Genomic DNA, 17,340 nt, shown 5'->3' with positions numbered 1-17,340 from the left:
GCCCACCAAGGCGGTTCCGCACTCAGCGGAGCTCAACGTAGCGTCGATGCCACGACATCAACTTGTACCTACAGGAGGACTACGTCATGAGCGTCATTCAGGTGGCGGCTGGGGGACCGGATCTGGATTCCCGGCAATGTGTTTCGCGTGGAGCGGAGGTCCAGCAGCTCGGATGGCGGATGACCGTCTGTGCAGACCGGGCCGACGCCGTGCTTGCCAAGCTGGCGCAGCTGCAACTGGACCGCTGGGAGTCGCCCGCAGGCCGTGCCTATAGGACAACTGTCGCCTTCCAGGCTGCGTCCCTCCGAAGGGGGCGTGATGCCTTGCGCGAGGCAGCCGCGGTGACTCTTCGGCATTCCCAGAGTGTGGCATTGAGTGGCCGGCCAGGCTTCTGATGGTCGAGATCGCTCCCGTCGGCGGGGGTGGGTCGCCCCGCCCCAAAGCACCCGAACCGGACGGCCCACTGCGTATTCGCGGCGGTGTCGGCGGAATCAATTTCCAATTCGAGGAGCTTCTTGCTGGCGCAACCGCGCTGGACGGGCTCGTGCACCAACTGCAGGCTATCGAAACCGAGGCCGAGGCAGTGCGGGCGGCTCTCTTTCCACATCAAGCCTCCTCCTACACAAGCGGAAGCAACGCCATCATTGCCGTCGGGGAAAGTGGCCGGGACATCGGGCGGGTCCGTGAGCAGCTTCAGCGGATTGGCAACGATGTCAGGGCAAGCCATCGCGAATATGAGTTTGCGGAATCACATGCGGCGATCCGTCTTCGAATGGGCTTGGGAATGCCAGTCCTCGGGACCGGTCCCGACCCCCTTGACCTTGGCTGGCGGGGCGCAACGGAAGGAGTCGTCCGGGATTTGACCCGGATATTGGAATTGATGATGGGGTTGCCCCCGGTGGTGGCCAACCTTGCGGGGGCCATGGTTGGCCCCACCGACGTCGGCGCCGTTTTGAGAGCCATCGTAGCGACCCCTGGGTTGGCGTTCCTGAGGCCACGTCCCATTAGCGTCAGCCGAGGGGAGACCACCACGAAAAGCATGGACCTGTCGGCTTCAGGATTGCTCCGGGAGCTAGACCACGTCTCAGCTGGTTCGGAGGGCGAAATTGAAGTAGCGCAAGTAGATAAGGGCGGAGAACGGGCATGGGTGGTGTTGATTCCGGGTACTCAACCGGGCAATCCGCCCGGGGGTAGCAATCCATTGGATGAGGCCGGTATTGCCGAAGCGCTGGGCTACGAGTCGGCGGAAACCAGCAAGGCCATGGGTCAGGCGTTGCGCGAGGCAGGTGCGGTTGCGGGCGAGTCGGTGGTGGCGGTGGGCCACAGCCAGGGCGGGGTCCATGCAATGAACCTGAGTAAGGACAAGGCGTTCCTCGCCGAGTACGACCTCAAGTTTGTCGTGACGGCAGGATCGCCTGTCGGGGGAATCACGCCGCAAGCGGGTACAGGCAGCTTGCACTTGGAGCACAAAGACGATTGGGTGCCAGGTGCTGACGGCAAAGCCAATGCTGATACCAAGGACAGGGTCACGGTCACCATGACCAATCCGCCGAGCCTGGCCCCAGGGGAAGACCCAGGCCGCCTGGGTCCGGCACACAAGCTCTCGCACTACGGGGAAGGGGCGAAGCTGGTGCAGCTTAGTTCCGATCCTTCCCTAGCGGCGTCCACAGCCACTCTTGGCGGGATACTGGGCGCTGGCGGCATGGCCAAGGTCAGCAAGTTCAAATTGGTTCGTGAAGCTCCCCAGCCTGCACGGGTTCCGGTTCCCCAGGTCCCTGTGCCCTCCCCATCGATGCCCGCTCCGAGGGTCCAGCCGCCCGTCCCGTCAGATTTCCGCTCCGGATCGGGAGCACGGTGAGGAAGCTGTGCGAACAGGCTGCCTCAAGTCTTCCTAGCGTCTGTTAGCGCCCGGAATCCAGCTAGCCACGACCGAGATCAGGCTGATGATGATAGCGGCGAGAACCGCGGTCCAGAAGAAGCTATCGATGGTGAGGTGTACCGGCGTGTAGCTACTCAGCCAAGCTGTCAGCGACAGCATGGCGGCGTTGATGACAATGGTGAATAAGCCGAGAGTCAGGATTGTGATTGGAAGGGAGAGTAGCTTGACCAACGGCCGCACAAAGGCATTAACGATGCCAAAAATGAGCCCTATGAAGAGATAGGCAAGAACCACGCCCAAGGTATCGCTGCCTTGTGTGACCCCCGCGTTGTTGACTGCGTTGGTGGTTGCCGAGGTGGAAATATCCATCCCAGGCAGAATCCAGCTGGCAACCCAGAGGGCCAGCCCGTTGATCAGGACACGCACAATGAATGAACCCATGCGCCCATGCTTTCACATGCGCCGGCCGGAAAGCCCACCCTCACGTCCCGAATGCCTACAAGTAGGCTGGTGCCATGAATTCTTCTGACAACGCACCGGAGGGCGTGCATCCCCGCCCGGTTGTGGACAGGCTCCCCAAATATGCGGCAGGCAAGCCTCCCTCAGCCATAGAAGGCCTGACCAGTTACAAACTGTCTTCCAACGAAAACCCGTTGCCCCCGATCCCCGCGGTGCTCCGGGCCATTGCCGATCAGTCTGACATCAACCGGTACCCGGACCCCCTCTCCACCAAGCTGCGCACGGCGCTCGCTGAATTTCTAAGCATCCCCGCGGACGACGTCGTCACGGGAGCCGGAAGCCTCGGAGCCCTGAACCAGATTCTTTCCACGTTTGCAGGACAGAACCACGACGGCAAAGCCGATGAGGTCATCTACGCTTGGCGCTCCTTCGAGGCCTATCCCATCTGCGTGGGATTGGCCGGTGCTGAGAGTGTCCAGATCCCTTTGCTTTCCGATGGACGCCACGACCTCGAGGCCATGGCAGCTGCTGTCACCGTCCGCACCAAGGTGATTTTGCTTTGCACGCCCAACAACCCCACAGGCCCCATCCTCACTGCGGAGGAAACGGAGCGGTTCATCCAGTCGGTGCCCGCTGGCGTGGTTGTCGTCATCGATGAGGCCTACCAGGAGTTCGTTCGTGACCAGAACGCCGTGGACGGCATCAAGCTGTACCGCAAGTACCCCAATGTGGTTGTCCTCCGAACGTTCTCCAAGGCTCACGGCCTTGCAGGGCTGCGCGTTGGATACAGCGTTGCCGGTCCGGATCTCACCCAGCATCTGCGAGTCGCGGCCACGCCATTTGCGGTGTCACAGATTGCTGAACGCGCCGCTATTACCTCCTTGCAGAATTTCGACCAGGTTGTTGAAAGGGTACAAAGCCTGGTTGATGAGCGGGACCGGGTGACCGCCGGGCTCCGGGAGTTGGGATGGTTCGTCCCTGAGGCCCAGGGCAACTTCGTCTGGTTGAATCTGGGAGAGAACAGCGCCGAATTCGCCGCACTGGCTGGCGAACGGGCGTTGTCCGTGCGTGCCTTCGGCAACGAAGGTGTCCGGGTCAGCATCGGAGAGGTTGAGGCCAACACCCGGTTCCTGGAGCTCTGTGCGTCCTATACAAAAGCGCCGCTGGCTTCCTAGCGGTTAACAAATGCCCCTGCGTCCCTTACTGCGGATAAAGTAAGGGACGAAAGCCAAGATATGCCGATTCCGGAATGCATTCCGGAATCGGCATATATCAGCGAAAATATTTGCTCAGCGTCGGGCTGAAGCAGGCAAGGAGACGGAATGGGCGCAACTCAATTGCCCACCCCCGGGATCAACGGAACGGGACTGGACCTGCAGTCTCCTGCGGGAGGCGCTTCCAGCGATCCAGCAGCCGACATGATCCAGCTGCTGGGGCCGGACGGCAAGCTAGGAACCGATCCTGTCTTCTCGGACTACGCCAAGCGTCTTGAGCCGGAGCAGCTACGGGGTTTCTACGCCGACATGGCCAAGGTCCGCCGCTTCGACCAGGAGGCCACCGCTCTCCAGCGGCAAGGCGAGCTGGCCCTTTGGGTCCCCCTGACCGGTCAGGAAGCCGCCCAGATCGGCTCCGGACGGGCCACCCAGCGGCAGGACTACATCTTCCCCACGTACCGTGAGCATGGCGTTGCGTTGACCCGCGACGTGGATCTGGCCGAACTCCTGAAGCTGTTCCGCGGAATTTCCAATGGCGGCTGGGATCCCACTGAGAACAACTTCCATCTCTATACCCTGGTGCTGGCGGCCCAGACGCTGCATTCAGTTGGCTATGCCATGGGAATCCAGCGAGACCAGAAATCCGCAGAAGCCAACGGTTCCAATGACCCGAAAGCTGCTGTCGTGGCTTACTTCGGCGACGGCGCAAGCTCCGAAGGCGACGTCCATGAATCCATGGTCTTCGCGGCGTCCTACAACGCTCCGGTGGTGTTCTTCTGCCAGAACAACCACTGGGCCATCTCGGTCCCCACTGAGGTTCAGACCAAGGTTCCCCTTTTCAACCGGGCCAAGGGATACGGCTTCCCGGGCATCCGAGTGGACGGTAACGACGTCATCGCAGTCCATGCAGTCACCGAATGGGCCCTTGAGCATGCACGCGAAGGCCGCGGTCCTGTGCTCATTGAGGCATATACATATCGCGTCGGCGCACACACAACGGCGGACGACCCCACCAAGTACCGCGAATCCGCCGAAGAACAGGCGTGGCGCGGCAAGGATCCGCTGGATCGCCTGGAGAAGTACCTTCGCAACGAGGGCCTGGCCGACGAAGCTTTCTTTGAGCAAGTCAGGGTCGACGGAGACAAGCTCGCAGCCCACGTCCGCAGCACCACCCAAAACTTAAAAGGCCCTAACTTCCGCGAGTCATTCACCGGAGTCTATGCCGAGCCGCACCCGCTGGTGGCCGAGGAACTTGCCTGGTTCGAGGAATACTCCGCCGGATTCGAAGGCGACCACGAAGACGGAGGCAAGTAACTGATGACCACCATGACCATTGCCAAGGCCATCAACGAAGGCCTGCGTGCCTCGCTCACCAACAACCCGAAGTCCCTGCTCATGGGCGAAGACATCGGGCCGCTGGGCGGCGTCTATCGCGTGACTGACGGACTTATCAGGGACTTCGGCGCAGACCGGGTAGTTGACACCCCCCTGGCAGAGTCCGGCATCGTCGGCACCGCGATTGGCCTTGCCTTGCGCGGCTACCGTCCCATCTGCGAAATCCAGTTCGATGGTTTCGTCTTCCCCGGCTTCAACCAGATCACCACCCAGCTGGCCAAGATGCACTCCCGCAGCGGCGGCAAACTGACCGTTCCCGTGGTCATCCGCATCCCCTACGGCGGCGGCATTGGCTCGATCGAACATCACTCAGAATCGCCGGAGGCCTTGTTCGCCCACACTGCGGGTCTGCGCATCATCACCCCATCCAACGCACACGACGCCTACTGGATGATCCAGCAAGCCGTCGACTGCACGGACCCGGTGATCTTCTTCGAACCCAAGCGCCGCTACTGGCTCAAAGGCGAGGTGGACACCGAAAACCCAGGACCGGCGTCGGACCCGTTCCAGGCGCACGTCCTACGCGAAGGTTCCGACGCCACCATCGTGGCGTACGGTCCGCTGGTTCCCGTTGCCCTGGCCGCCGCAGCAGCGGCGGAAGAGGACGGACACAGCATTGAAGTGATCGATCTCCGCTCGATTTCCCCCATCGACTTCGACACCGTCACGGCTTCTGTCAAGAAGACCGGCCGCCTAATCGTTGCGCACGAGGCCCCGACGTTCGGTGGTATCGGCGGCGAGATCGCTGCGCGGATCAGTGAGCGTGCATTCCTGCACCTTGAGGCCCCGGTCATCCGGGTGGGCGGTTTCCACATGCCGTATCCCGTGGCCAAGGTTGAAGAGGACTACTTGCCGGACATCGACAAGATCCTTGAAGCCTTGGACCGTTCCCTGGCCTACTAGCCGCCCCTGATTGCACCCTCCGCCACGCGGACGGGCCAGCCGAAATCGAGGACCCTAAGTGACTGTTAAGAAATTCAACCTGCCGGATGTCGGCGAAGGCCTGACCGAGGCAGAAATTGTCTCCTGGAAGGTCAAACCCGGGGACACCGTGGCTATCAACGACGTTATTTGCGAGATCGAGACCGCCAAGTCCCTCGTGGAATTGCCGTCCCCATACGCAGGCACGGTGGCGGAATTGCTCGTCCCTGAGGGGATCACGGTTGAAGTAGGAACCGCGATTATCGGCATCTCGGACAATGCCCCGGATGAGGCAGCGCCCGCATCGGCACCCGCTGCGCCGCTCGCCGCACCGCCTGCGGCTCCCGCCACTCCTGCCGCCGAACAAGTCTTCGAGGCCTCGATGTACGGCAAGCTGCCCGAGGACCCCGGAACGTCCGACGGCGGTCCGGCGGGCGGTCCGCTGGTGGGCTCCGGTCCGAAGGCCGACGCCGTCAAACGCCGCCCGCGTAAGCGCCCGGAAGTCGTCGCCTCCGTTGCTCCGGCCGCCTCGGCTGCGCCCACCGCCTCTGCGATACTCGCAGACGAGCAGTCGGCGCCGGCCCGCACCGTCGAGCCCGCAGCGCCGGCGCCCGCCGTCGAGCAGTCCCCGGCCGCGACCCAGGGAGAAACGAACCAGGCGCCGGGCCTCACGGGCCTTGGTGCAACCGTCAGCGGCATCGTCAACCGCGTCTTGGCCAAGCCTCCGGTGCGCAAGATCGCCCGCGAACTGGGCATTGACTTGGCCGATGTCGTTCCCACGGGGGCCCGCGGTGAAGTGACTCGCGAGGATTTGGTCAGCTACCAGGCGCAGCGCGATGCCGAGGTGGACCAGGCCGACACGTTCTGGGGTGCGTCCAAGAAACCGCAGGATCAGCGTGTGGAACGGATTCCCGTGAAGGGCGTCCGTAAGGCAACAGCCAAGGCCATGGTGGAGTCGGCCTTCACGGCGCCGCACGTGAGTATCTTCGTGGACGTCGATGCCAGCCGCACCATGGAATTCGTTAAGCGCCTCAAGGCCTCCAGGGACTTTGAGGGCATCAAGGTGTCGCCGCTGTTGATCCTCTCCAAGGCTGTCATCTGGGCCGCGGCCCGCAACCCGAGCGTCAACGCGACCTGGGTGGAGAACGCCGACGGCAAGGGCAACGCCGAGATCCACGTCAAGCACTACATGAACCTCGGTATTGCGGCCGCCACTCCGCGCGGGCTTATGGTGCCGAACATCAAGGATGCCCAGGACCTTTCCCTCAAGGAACTGGCCCTCGCGCTCAACGAGCTAGCCGGTACGGCGCGAGCGGGCAAGACCCAGCCTGCGCAGATGCAGGGTGGCTCTCTGACTATCACCAACGTCGGCGCCTTGGGCATCGACACCGGAACGCCCATCATCAACCCGGGCGAGGTGGCGATCGTCGCATTCGGCACCATCAAGCAAAAGCCTTGGGTGCTGGATGGCGAAGTCATCCCTCGCTGGATCACGACGCTGGGCGGCTCGTTCGACCACCGGGTGGTGGACGGGGACCTCTCCGCCCGCTTCATGGCCGACGTCGCATCCATCCTCGAAGAGCCGGCGCTGCTGCTTGACTGAGCAACGCGGCGTTGGGGGACGGCAACGCGGCGTTGACGGAGGGCAGCGCGGCGTTGACGGAGGGCAGCGCGGCGTTGACGGAGGGCAGCGCGGCGCTGGGGGAGGGTGGCAGCGCGTTGCGCGGATCCTGACCGAGGTCTTCCAGCCGCCTGTCGTGGTGTCCATCTTGCTGCTCATCAGCCCAGTGGTGGAACCGGGTTTCCCGGGGACAATATGGTTCGGGGTCCTTGGGGCACTCTTTGTGTGCGTACTGCCGCTGGCCTATGTGTTGGTCCTGGTGAGGCTCGGCAAACTGAGTGACCACCACGTCAGCGATCGCGAGGAGCGTGCTCGCGTGCTGATGCTCGCGCTCGGGTCAGTGGTCTTAGGACTGCTCGTACTTAACCTCATCCACGCCCCGACCAGCGTCTCAGTGATGATCCTTGCCCTGATTGGCGGGATCGTGGCGTTGGCCGCGGTCAGCCTCGTGTGGAAGATGAGCGGTCATGCCTCGGCAATCTCCGCTGCCGCAGTCATTGCGGGGCTGATGTTCGGACCGGCGTGGCTACCGCTACTGTTTCTGGTGCCCGCCGTCGGCTGGTCCCGGGTGGTGCTGGGGGACCATACTCGCGGCCAGGTCATCGCCGGTTCGTTGTTCGGCGGAGTGGTCATCGCGGGCCTTTGGTGGGTCCTGCGGGGTTGGCTGATCTAGTAAGACGTGTAGCTGACCGCGAGATCGCGCAATTGCTGGTCGCTCATGCCGCCGATCATTCCAAACGACAGCACCATGGCCAGGGCGCCAACAGCCAACATGGCGGAACTAACCACAAGCAACAACTGCCAGTCGGAACGCATGATGCTGCGGAACGTCTCCGGCATCTGCAGCACCGGGGAAATCATGTTCGGAGCGCTGTCTACGGAGCCGTCGTCAAGAAGTGCCACGATGCGATCATTCGCGCGGTCGAAGCGCATGGAGCTGATGTGGTTGCCGTGGCGGGCGAGCAGAATGTCGTGTCCGACGCGCTGGCGCGGCTGCAGAGTAAGCAAAAGGGATCCCCTACGGGTTGATGTGATGGGCGGCTCGCGCCTTTGGGGCCAATCCAATTTTACCGGCGGCATCCTAGCCGTCCGGCCCAAATCGGGGTGAGACCGCCCACCACATCGCGTGATCCCCGTCTAATGCCTGGCTACGGCTTAGGGCTCGTCCGTCTTGGCGATGTAGACGTCGCACGGAGCATTGTGGGCCACCGTGTTGGCAACGCTGCCAAGTACGCGTGCCAGTCCTTGCATGCGACGGTTGCCGACGACGATCAAGCGCGCCCCGACGCGTTCGGCCTCGCGGATCAAGGCTTCTCCGGGCTTGCCGCGTGCTGCTGTGTAGGTGATTTCAAGCTGGTCACTGTTGAGCTTGCCGGCAACTCCGCGGGCAACCTTCTCGGCGTCGTCGGCGTCCGAGACGATCCACCGGTCGCTGCCGCTTTCAAAGACCTCGGTGCGGTCGCTGTCGAATGCTGTCAAGACGCGAAGGCTGGCTCCCAAAGCGACCGCGAGGTCCCTGGCTGCCTCGGCTGCCCTCATCGCGGTCTCACTGCCGTCTACGCCGACCACTACGATTCCGCTCATGATGTAACTCCTTTGTTGATGGTGTCGATCGCCCCGCGCAGTACTGGTGCCAAACGGCGGACGCCTTCGGCAATCGACTCAGGTGGCACTGCGCTGAAGGCCAATCTCAGTTTGTTGGACGGTTCGTCCGAGTGCGTGAACGCCGCGCCGGGGATGAACACGACCCCTGCCTCGATCGCCTTCTTGAGTAGCGGGTATGTGTCCACGCCGTCGGGCAAGGTTACCCAGACGAAGAAACCGCCCTCGGGCCTGGTCCAGCTGAGGCCGGACGGCATGTGCTCTTCCAGCGCTACGAGCAGGGCATTGCAGCGTTCCTCGTAGAGGGCCCGGTAAGTCTCAATCTGCCCGCGCCAGTCGTAGTCCCGAAGATATGCCGAGATGATCATCTGATTCAGGGTGGGAGGGCACAACGTCACGGCTTCCGACGCCAGGTAGAAGCGCCGCTGCAAGTGTTCGGGGACAAGCGCCCAACCGATCCGGAGTCCCGGGGCGAAGATCTTGGAGAATGACCCCATATAGATGACGTCATGCGCATTCGCTGCCCGCATCGGCGCCAACGGGTGGCCGTCGAAACGCAGAAGACCGTACGGATTGTCCTCGAGGATCAAGATATTCGCGTTGCGGCATATATTTACGATCCGCTGACGGCGTCCGGGAGCAAGGGTGATGCCGGAAGGATTGTTGAAGTTGGGGATCGTATAGAGGAACTTGATGTTCTTGCCCTCAGCCTGAAGCTCCGCGATCTTGGCTTCGAGCAGCTCCGGGACCAGGCCGTCGTCGTCCATGTCCACTGTCTCAACTTGGACCTGATAGGCCTCGAAGGTGTTCAGGGCGCCCACATAGGTGGGGTTTTCCACGAGCACGACGTCGCCCGGATTGCAGAAGACCTTGGTGGCAACGTCCTGGGCCGATTGGGAACCTGCGGTGATCACGACGTTTTCCGGCCGGGCGTCGGTGATTCCTTCGGCAGCCATGATTTCGCAGATCTGGGTGCGAAGTTCCTCGGTGCCCTGCCCGCCGCCGTACTGCAGTGCCGTCATGCCTTCTTCGGCGATGATGCGCGCGGCGGTCTGGCCAAGCTTCTCGAGGGGGAGGGACTGCAGGTAAGGGTTCCCGCCGGCGAGGGAGACGAGTCCCGGGCGCATTGAAATGTCGAAGACATCACGCACGGCGGACTGCTTGATGTTGGCGGCGCGCTCCGAGAAGAGTCCCTCGTGGCGGTGGGCGGCAGTTGCTGCTCGCTCGATTGCGTCAATTGCTTCCGCGGGCAACTCGGGCCCGGCATCCAGTGTTTCGTGGGTCACATTGACAGGATACCCCCCGGAGTTGTCATCAAGGCAACAGATGTTTCATCCAATTTGCACGATTCGGGGTGCGATTCGCTTTACGTCCGGCTGCCGGCAGGCTGGAATAGAGCAATGATGATGCATCCCGAACTCGAATCCAAGGCCCTCCGCTTCCACGAGCTCCACGCCGTGCCACAGGCGCCCTTGGTTCTGGTGAACGCGTGGGATGCCGCATCTGCGCTGATGGTCGAGGAAGCAGGCGCGACGGCGGTGGCCACCTCCAGTTCGGCGGTCTCTTGGAGCTTGGGGTACCAGGACGGGGACCACCTGCCGCGGCAGCTCGCGATGGAAGCGCTGTCACGGATCGCAAAAGCCACCCGCTTACCGGTGACTGCCGACATCGAGACGGGCTACGGACGGACTGACGAAGAGCTCCGGACCACGGTCCGAGCGGTGCTGGACGCGGGCGCCGTCGGGATCAACATCGAGGATTCAGCGGAACAGCCGCTCAGCGACATTGCGGAACAGTCCAGGCGCATCGCCGTGATCAGGCAGGCAGCCGATGACGCCGGCGTTGGACTGTTCATCAATGCGCGCACCGACACCTATTGGTCTGGAAAGTTTCCGGACACCGCATATGAGGAAACGCTTCGGCGGGCGGACGCCTACCAGCAGGCCGGGGCGGACGGAATATTCGTACCAGGGTTGGCGGACCTCCATATTCTTCACGAACTTTCCCGACGGATCAGCGTGCCGCTCAATGCGCTGGCCGGCTTGGGTTCGCCGTCGCCCGGAGAATTGCACGACGCCGGCGTGCGGCGAATCAGCATCGGCGGCAGCACTGCCAGGGCCGCTTACGCGACGGTCTCCCGGCTCGCAATGGAAGTTCTTGGCGACGGGAACTGGTCAGGGCTCGCCGGAACCCTGAGCTACGCAGACATGGACGCGCTCTTCGGCGGGAGATAGAGCCGGCCTCAGCGCAAGCTCAGGACGTCCCCCAGGGGGCGCCCGTCGATATAGATCGCGGCCTGGGATGCTCCCGTAGCCGCCACTGCGGTCTGCGTCAGCTGGGTTTCGATCCGCGGGTAGTCGCACACGCCACCGGGACGAAGCGAGCCGCTCAGGTTCACGACGGCGGTGGATCCGTCGAGGTAGCCCGAAACGTAGCGCAGCGCGGAGCCCGAGAGTGAGTTGTACAAGCCTGCCCGGGTTGCTGCGTCATCAGGCGCGAGCAGTTGCCCCATTGCCGCGGCGAGCGGGTCGCCGCCTATGGGGCCTTTGAATTGCAAAGCCACCAGGCTGTCATCGCAGCCGAACCGCACGCCGCGGCTGCCGCCGTCGCCGATTGCCACGAAATACACGGTGCTCCCGGTCGAGTCGACGGCGGCCGGGACGGGCGCCGGGGCCTGCGGACTCGGGCTGCTTGAAGCCGTAGAAGACCCGCCCGGGGGCGAAGCGGCCGGGCTGGGTGTCTTTGCGGTTCCTGGGGTCTGGCTTTGCGTCGCCGATGGTTTGGACGTGCCGCTCGCTGGGCCGGACGTGGCTAGGGGACCCAGGGGAGGCCCGTTGACGGACGGAGGAGGCGCAGGGCGGGGCGTGGGGACCGGCCCGGCCACGGGCGCCTGACTCGCCGGAGTGTAGCCCTGCGAAACGGAGGGCGAACTGGCCGCAGGGCCGCCGTCGGGGGAAGCGCAGCCAGCCAGGCAGAGCGCGAGCGACAGGCACAATGCGGCGATCGCCGTCGTCGTGCATTCCACGCCGCGCCTGACCCGCATGACAGCCCCCGCTCCTGCCCTGATCACCTCTGGTGCCTGTACCTCAACGTTACGGCTGGCCGCCCGCGTGTAGGCCGCCCCGCCCATGACGGTTCGGCCTCAGCTCAGTCACGGAATGGTAGCGGTGCGGCTAACCCGCGCCTTTGATCTTTCGCCAGCCGCCTGCGCGGTTGTTGGCCGCGATCTGCCGCAGCATGGCGGTGAGAGGTGCACGCGGAATCAGATCGTGCTGGTGGAAGGTGATCGTACGGGCGGTCTTGTTCTCGTGCCCGGAGGTGATGATGTTGTCCGGGTCGGGAACAATGGCGCCGTCGTAGAGGAACAAATTGATGTGGTCCTTGGCCGCTAGCAGTGCGCAGACGTTCCCATCGAGAACGAAGTAAGGCTGCGTGCGGCGCTTGATCGTTTCGACGATTTCGGGTTCGGCCTCGTGGATGAGGTCGCGCAGTTGCTCGCCGATGGCGTGTTGCCAGTCGGGGAGGACCTCGAGGTAGGCGTCGACTTCGCGGTGGCGGTTGTAGTCGGCCATGCCGCCATCGTATCGACAAAGAATGCCCCCGCCCACGCCTCGACGGCGGGACGGGGGCGAACCAGGGAGACTTAGGCTGCGGCTTCTTCCCGGACGGCCGTCAGGGGCTCGAAGATGCCCTTGATCTGCTCAACAACCTCAGCGTCGTCCTTCGGGTGCAGTTCGGCGAAGCGGATCATGGAGCCCGGAACGGCGAGCTTGACGTCTTCGAGAACCTTGGCGCCGGCGATGCCAGCGGCCTTGCGGGCCTCGTCCTGTGCCCAGACTCCACCGAACTGGCCAAAAGCGGTACCGACGACGGCGGTCGGCTTGCCTGCCAGCGCACCGGCGCCGAACGGACGGGACAGCCAGTCAATGGCGTTCTTGAGGGACGCCGGCATGGTGCCGTTGTGCTCCGGGGTGACCAGCAGGATGGCGTCGGCTTCGGCGGCGGCAGCGCGGAGGGCTGCGGCTTCGGCCGGGACCTGGCCTTCGACGTCAATGTCTTCGTTGTAGAACGGGATGTTGCCGAGGGAGCCGTGGATCTGCACGTCAACGTTTTCCGGGGCGTTGAGCTGGATGGCTTCGGCGAGCTTGCGGTTGTGGGAATCGGCGCGGAGGCTGCCAACAAGGGCGAGAACGGTGTTCTTGGACATGGGAACTCCTTGGGTCTGGCCGCGGACGGTGCCGCAGGCGCTCGGTTTCTGAGGCATTTTCTGCCTTCGTAGGTTCTAAACGGACTACGGTCCGGTTTATATTCCCAAGGCTAGAATGTTTTTTGTGAGCCTCATCCCCATCCGGCCCGAGTTGCCTCTAGGGGCACCCTCGGAGCGTAGCGACGCCGCGCGCAACCGCGAACGGCTCCTACAGGCTGCCAGGGAGCTCGTGGCGGAACACGGAGTGGACGCCATTACGATGGACATGCTCGCCTGCCGGGCCGACGTCGGGAAAGGGACGGTTTTCCGCCGCTTTGGCAGCAGGGCAGGACTCATGATGACCCTCCTGAGTGACGCCGAGGCGGACTTCCAACGCCAGTTCATCTTCGGTCCGCCACCTCTTGGTCCTGGTGCGCCTCCACTTGAACGCCTCATTGCCTTCGGCGAAGCGCGCATCAAGTATGTCGAAGAGTACGGCGAACTGGCCCGCGCCGCGGCCGAGCATTCCCCGCAAAACCGGCACGACGCCCCGCCAGTCGTATTGTGGCACCGGCACCTTGAGATGCTGCTGCGGGAAGCGGGCCTGGACCGCGATCCTTGGCTTCTGGCTCTTTCCCTCGGCGCCACCCTGGATCCCGAGCGCATGTTGCATTCCCTGCGGATCCACGGCGTCGCGCCGGAGCGCCTCGCCGAGTCGTGGCGTGAGCTCGTCACGCGCCTGCTGAAAGACTGCTGACAAAACCTTCGCCGGGCTGTCTTGGCCCGGTAGCGTAGCGGCATGACCCACACACCGATCCGCACCGCCGTCGTCGGCTACGGCCTTTCCGGCAGCGTTTTTCATGCGCCGTTTATCGCAGCCAATCCCGCGTATTCCCTTGACGTGATCGCTACTTCGGATGCGGGCCGCAAGGCCAAAGCTGAAGAACGGTATCCCGGCACGAGGATCGTGGACGGTCCGGATGACGTCCTCTCGTTTGCCGGAGAGTTGGACCTGGTAATCCTCGGCACGCCCCCGGCTACGCACCACCCGCTCGCGAAGGCTGCCCTGGAAGCCGGGCTCGACGTCGTCGTGGACAAACCATTCGCAGTGACCAGCGCACAAGGGCAGGAACTGATCGAACTGGCGGCGAGGCTGGGCCGCGTGCTCACGGTCTACCAAAACCGCCGCTGGGACGGCGACGCGCTGACCGTGAAGAAGCTGCTCGACGCCGGGACGCTGGGTGAGGTCATGCGCTGCGAGGCGTCAATGGAGCGTTGGGCGCCCGAAATCAGCAAGGCGTGGAAGGCAAGTGCAACAGCCGACGACGGCGGCGGGCTGCTTTTCGATCTTGGCACCCATTTGCTGGACCTCGCTCTGCAGATGTTCGGTCCTGCGGAGGTCACCCACGCCGAAATCCTGGCGCGCCGGCCGCAAGAAAAGGCGGATGACGACGTCTTCCTGGTCCTGAAGCATGCTTCCGGTGTGATCAGCCACGTTGCCATGAACGTCAACAGCCAACTCCACGCTCCACGCTTCCGCATTTTGGGCAGCAAGGGCGGCTTCGTGAAGTACGGAGTCGATCCCCAGGAGCCGTTCATCCTGGCGGGCGGGCTACCCACGGATGGCGGCTACGGCGTCGACGATCCGCAGTACTACGGCACGCTGGAAATCGATGGCGTGCGGATCACGGTTCCCACGGAACGCGGCGCCTACCAGGAGTTCTATGGGATCCTGGCCGAGAAGATCGACGACGGCGGCGCCGCCTCCGCTTTGCCGCTCCCGGTGGATCCGGCCGGCCCAGTCGAGGTACTCAAGCTGATTGAGCAGGCCAGGGCGCTCGCCTGAAAGTTTTTTGGATCGGGCGTAACTTCTCCGGGGCCCCCAGCGATGTAAGGGGAGTGTGGGCAACGTCCGCACTGATCATCCGGCAGCGACAAAGCCGCTGCCGGAGCAGTCCAAAAACGTTTGTCGGAGGGTTCCATGTCCTTGTTCACTGTCCTTGCCACCAGCAAAATCGCCGCTAGCGCTCTGGCAGCCGGAGCTGTCGCGGTTGGCGGAACCGGCGTCGCAGCCTTCAGCGGAGCGCTTCCCACCGAAATCCAGCAGAGCGCCCACGAGCTGGTCGGAGCACCGGCTCCCATCGCCTCCAATGCAGCCGAGTCCGCTAAGTCCAAGGCGGCTGACGCGTCCGAGACCGCGAAGTCCAAGGCAGCCGACGCCGTCGACTCCGCGAAGTCCAAGGCTACTGACTCCGTGGACAACGCAAAGTCCAAGGCCGCAGCAGCAGCCGATTCCGCCAAAGCCACCGCGCCTGAGGCATTCGGCCTTTGCACGGCGCTGCTCAACGGTGGCCTGAAGGGTGACGCCAAGGTACCCGGTTACTCCTCCTTGGTAGTCGCCGCCGGCGGCGAAGCCAACGTCAAGGCACACTGCGCAACAGTAGTGACCGAAGGCAAGGCTGCCGGACTGAACGCCGACGGTTCTGCGTCCGCGAAGGCTGACGCCGAAGGTACCGCTACGCTGCCTGCGACGCCCGCTGCTCCCGCAGTGCCGTCCGCACCGGCCGTTCCTGCTGTACCGGCTGTTCCCGCGGTGCCGTCCCACGTGGACGTACCGGCCGATTCTGTCCGCCCGTAACGCGACAGCTACGCTTGAACGGCGGGGCTCCTTGGCAGAATGACAAGGAGCCCCGCGAAGCAACAGACGGCGGCAGCGGTCATTTCCCAGGCCTGGGACGGTGACCGTGCTGCGTGGGATGGAGGGGTCGCGGGTGCTTGACCCTTTGGCTGATGAATATTTGCAGGCGGACGAGGACGATCCCGCACTGCTCTTCACGGCTGCCTACAACAACTTTTCAGGACCGGTCTTTGGGTACCTGCGCGCCCGCGGCGTAGACGATCCGGAAGCAGTCACACAGGACGTATTCCTGGCCCTCTACCCAAAGCTGGCTTCCCTCCGCGGCGGCCTCCAGGGAGCCAAGACCCTGCTTTTCTCCATCGCGCACGCCCGAATGGTGGATCACTACCGCAAGCGGGAGCGCACTCCTGATGCTGCGCCCTATGAACCCGATCTAGACGCGCGGCGTACACCGTCGGCCGAGGATCAGGCCTTCGGGCACGGGGAAGGGCTGGGCGTGACGGAGCTACTGGCAGACCTCAACTCTGACTACCGCGAGGTCTTGGCTTTACGGGTCGTGGCGGACCTGTCGTTGGAAGAAACAGCGGACATCATGGGCAAGTCCCAAGGAGCCGTGAAGCAGTTGCAGCGCAGGGCATTGAGTGCACTGAGAGAACGTGCACTACTAAGGAATGGCACATCATGAGCGAAAAATCCGCATCCTGCGGCGAGCAGGGCATCGACCGTCTGCTTGCTGAAGCCGGGCTCGACGAAGCGTACGAGATCCGGGCCGAGCTGCTGGAACTGCGTGCCCTTGCAAACAACCGGCCGCAGCCGTCAGCCGAAGTCCAGGCCTTGATGGCGCCTGCGCGCGGCATCGCTGCATCTGCCGGTGGCGCGGCCGCACCCATTGACGAATTGGCCGCTCGTCGCCGCAAGAAGAGCCGCATGGCCTTCGCCGCTGTTGCTGTGGCGGCTTCCCTCGCCGCCGGCGCTACCGCCGCGGCTGCCTCCGACGGCGGCATTCCGGGCACGATTGAACACTTGGGTGCCGTGGTGGGATCGGTCGTCTCCCAACTCGCGACCGGATCGGGCGGCAACGCTCCGCAACAGCAGGGGACGCGTTCAGAGCCGATGCCCACTCGCGAGACAAGTGTTCCGGCGACATCCACGCCGACGCCTACCAGCCCCGACGCTCCAAGCAGCACCGCGCATCCAACCCCACGCGCCACTCCCTCCGCCGGGTCCCCGTCGGATCCGCGTGAGGGACTTCGAGACATTGCCAAGGGCGGTCCGGATCCTGTCACGATCCCGACGCCGGCTATCACCGGTCCGACGCTGCCGTTGCCTGAGCCTGTCCCCTCGGAGATTCTCCCGGGCAACCCGGTCAAGCCGTAACGGTCTTAAACCCCTGCGGGCTCGTTAAGGGTGATCGATTGCTCCATA

20 protein-coding genes are annotated in these 17,340 nt (G+C 63.7%); 13 read left to right on the top strand and 7 right to left on the bottom strand.

All coding sequences use genetic code 11. The features are described 5' to 3' along the window. The first annotated feature begins 86 nt into the window (after positions 1–86). Together OOZ51_RS10780 and OOZ51_RS10775 are read left to right on the top strand one after the other, a co-directional pair. Positions 87–395, top strand: a complete 309-nt coding sequence (locus tag OOZ51_RS10780; protein WP_265979503.1) for a hypothetical protein — start codon at positions 87–89, stop codon at positions 393–395. Continuing rightward, the gene (locus OOZ51_RS10775; RefSeq protein ID WP_265979502.1) at positions 395–1,858 is read left to right on the top strand and encodes an alpha/beta hydrolase family protein; all 1,464 of its coding nucleotides are present in this window, start codon (positions 395–397) and stop codon (positions 1,856–1,858) included. Before OOZ51_RS10780 ends, OOZ51_RS10775 begins: the two co-directional genes overlap by 1 nt. A gap of 33 nt (positions 1,859–1,891) precedes the next feature. Here the strand turns inward: OOZ51_RS10775 and OOZ51_RS10770 are convergent, their stop codons facing one another. After that, positions 1,892–2,320: a phage holin family protein gene (locus OOZ51_RS10770; protein ID WP_265979500.1), complete on the bottom strand. Its 429-nt coding sequence runs from the start codon at positions 2,318–2,320 to the stop codon at positions 1,892–1,894. 74 nt (positions 2,321–2,394) lie between these two features. Between OOZ51_RS10770 and OOZ51_RS10765 the strand changes: the two genes are divergently transcribed. The 5 genes from OOZ51_RS10765 to OOZ51_RS10745 all read left to right on the top strand — a co-directional run bounded on the left by OOZ51_RS10765 (position 2,395) and on the right by OOZ51_RS10745 (position 8,162). Then, positions 2,395–3,513 carry a histidinol-phosphate transaminase gene (locus OOZ51_RS10765; protein ID WP_265979499.1) on the top strand — a complete coding sequence of 373 codons (1,119 nt, stop codon included), beginning with the start codon at positions 2,395–2,397 and terminating at the stop codon, positions 3,511–3,513. 147 nt (positions 3,514–3,660) lie between these two features. Next, positions 3,661–4,866, top strand: a complete 1,206-nt coding sequence (gene pdhA, locus OOZ51_RS10760; protein WP_265979498.1) for a pyruvate dehydrogenase (acetyl-transferring) E1 component subunit alpha — start codon at positions 3,661–3,663, stop codon at positions 4,864–4,866. 3 nt (positions 4,867–4,869) lie between these two features. Further along, positions 4,870–5,850 (top strand): alpha-ketoacid dehydrogenase subunit beta, encoded by a 981-nt coding sequence (locus tag OOZ51_RS10755; RefSeq protein WP_265979497.1) that lies wholly within the window; start codon positions 4,870–4,872, stop codon positions 5,848–5,850. Positions 5,851–5,908: 58 nt separating this feature from the next. Then, entirely contained in the window at positions 5,909–7,471 is a 1,563-nt protein-coding gene (locus tag OOZ51_RS10750) for a dihydrolipoamide acetyltransferase family protein (RefSeq protein WP_265979496.1), read from the top strand. 124 nt (positions 7,472–7,595) lie between these two features. Then, positions 7,596–8,162 carry a phosphatase PAP2 family protein gene (locus tag OOZ51_RS10745; protein WP_265979557.1) on the top strand — a complete coding sequence of 189 codons (567 nt, stop codon included), beginning with the start codon at positions 7,596–7,598 and terminating at the stop codon, positions 8,160–8,162. Here OOZ51_RS10745 and OOZ51_RS10740 read toward each other — a convergent pair. From OOZ51_RS10740 to OOZ51_RS10730, 3 genes are all read right to left on the bottom strand, one after another. Then, positions 8,159–8,497, bottom strand: coding sequence for a hypothetical protein (locus OOZ51_RS10740; protein ID WP_265979495.1), 339 nt, complete (start codon positions 8,495–8,497; stop codon positions 8,159–8,161). The two genes, OOZ51_RS10745 and OOZ51_RS10740, sit on opposite strands and share 4 nt — an antisense overlap. A gap of 147 nt (positions 8,498–8,644) precedes the next feature. Beyond that, positions 8,645–9,073 (bottom strand): universal stress protein, encoded by a 429-nt coding sequence (locus OOZ51_RS10735; RefSeq protein ID WP_265979494.1) that lies wholly within the window; start codon positions 9,071–9,073, stop codon positions 8,645–8,647. Then, positions 9,070–10,377, bottom strand: a complete 1,308-nt coding sequence (locus OOZ51_RS10730; RefSeq protein WP_265979493.1) for an aminotransferase-like domain-containing protein — start codon at positions 10,375–10,377, stop codon at positions 9,070–9,072. The genes OOZ51_RS10735 and OOZ51_RS10730 overlap by 4 nt, the downstream gene beginning before the upstream one ends. A gap of 114 nt (positions 10,378–10,491) precedes the next feature. Here OOZ51_RS10730 and OOZ51_RS10725 point away from each other — a divergent pair, with 114 nt between their 5' ends. Beyond that, positions 10,492–11,325 carry an isocitrate lyase/PEP mutase family protein gene (locus OOZ51_RS10725; protein WP_265979491.1) on the top strand — a complete coding sequence of 278 codons (834 nt, stop codon included), beginning with the start codon at positions 10,492–10,494 and terminating at the stop codon, positions 11,323–11,325. Positions 11,326–11,333: 8 nt separating this feature from the next. Here OOZ51_RS10725 and OOZ51_RS10720 read toward each other — a convergent pair whose 3' ends face one another. The 3 genes from OOZ51_RS10720 to OOZ51_RS10710 all read right to left on the bottom strand — a co-directional run bounded on the left by OOZ51_RS10720 (position 11,334) and on the right by OOZ51_RS10710 (position 13,298). Next, positions 11,334–12,161 carry a GerMN domain-containing protein gene (locus tag OOZ51_RS10720; RefSeq protein WP_265979490.1) on the bottom strand — a complete coding sequence of 276 codons (828 nt, stop codon included), beginning with the start codon at positions 12,159–12,161 and terminating at the stop codon, positions 11,334–11,336. Positions 12,162–12,264: 103 nt separating this feature from the next. Continuing rightward, the gene (locus tag OOZ51_RS10715; RefSeq protein ID WP_265979489.1) at positions 12,265–12,663 is read right to left on the bottom strand and encodes a DUF1801 domain-containing protein; all 399 of its coding nucleotides are present in this window, start codon (positions 12,661–12,663) and stop codon (positions 12,265–12,267) included. 71 nt (positions 12,664–12,734) lie between these two features. Further along, the gene (locus OOZ51_RS10710) at positions 12,735–13,298 is read right to left on the bottom strand and encodes an NAD(P)H-dependent oxidoreductase (RefSeq protein WP_265979487.1); all 564 of its coding nucleotides are present in this window, start codon (positions 13,296–13,298) and stop codon (positions 12,735–12,737) included. A gap of 124 nt (positions 13,299–13,422) precedes the next feature. Between OOZ51_RS10710 and OOZ51_RS10705 the strand changes: the two genes are divergently transcribed. The 5 genes from OOZ51_RS10705 (at position 13,423) to OOZ51_RS10685 (ending at position 17,292) form a co-directional block, all read left to right on the top strand. Further along, positions 13,423–14,034 (top strand): TetR/AcrR family transcriptional regulator, encoded by a 612-nt coding sequence (locus OOZ51_RS10705; protein ID WP_265979486.1) that lies wholly within the window; start codon positions 13,423–13,425, stop codon positions 14,032–14,034. 42 nt (positions 14,035–14,076) lie between these two features. Then, positions 14,077–15,123 (top strand): Gfo/Idh/MocA family protein, encoded by a 1,047-nt coding sequence (locus OOZ51_RS10700; protein WP_265979485.1) that lies wholly within the window; start codon positions 14,077–14,079, stop codon positions 15,121–15,123. Positions 15,124–15,258: 135 nt separating this feature from the next. Beyond that, complete coding sequence (locus OOZ51_RS10695) at positions 15,259–15,915, top strand: hypothetical protein (RefSeq protein WP_265979483.1); 657 nt, start codon at positions 15,259–15,261, stop codon at positions 15,913–15,915. A 133-nt stretch (positions 15,916–16,048) separates the two neighbouring features. Beyond that, positions 16,049–16,600 carry an RNA polymerase sigma factor gene (locus OOZ51_RS10690; RefSeq protein WP_265979482.1) on the top strand — a complete coding sequence of 184 codons (552 nt, stop codon included), beginning with the start codon at positions 16,049–16,051 and terminating at the stop codon, positions 16,598–16,600. Beyond that, positions 16,597–17,292, top strand: a complete 696-nt coding sequence (locus OOZ51_RS10685) for a superantigen-like protein SSL4 (RefSeq protein ID WP_265979481.1) — start codon at positions 16,597–16,599, stop codon at positions 17,290–17,292. The genes OOZ51_RS10690 and OOZ51_RS10685 overlap by 4 nt, the downstream gene beginning before the upstream one ends. Positions 17,293–17,340 lie beyond the last annotated feature (48 nt).

The organism is Arthrobacter rhizophilus (assembly GCF_026241105.1).
In the GTDB taxonomy this organism is placed as follows: domain Bacteria; phylum Actinomycetota; class Actinomycetes; order Actinomycetales; family Micrococcaceae; genus Arthrobacter.
This window is presented reverse-complemented; position numbering and strand designations above follow the sequence as displayed.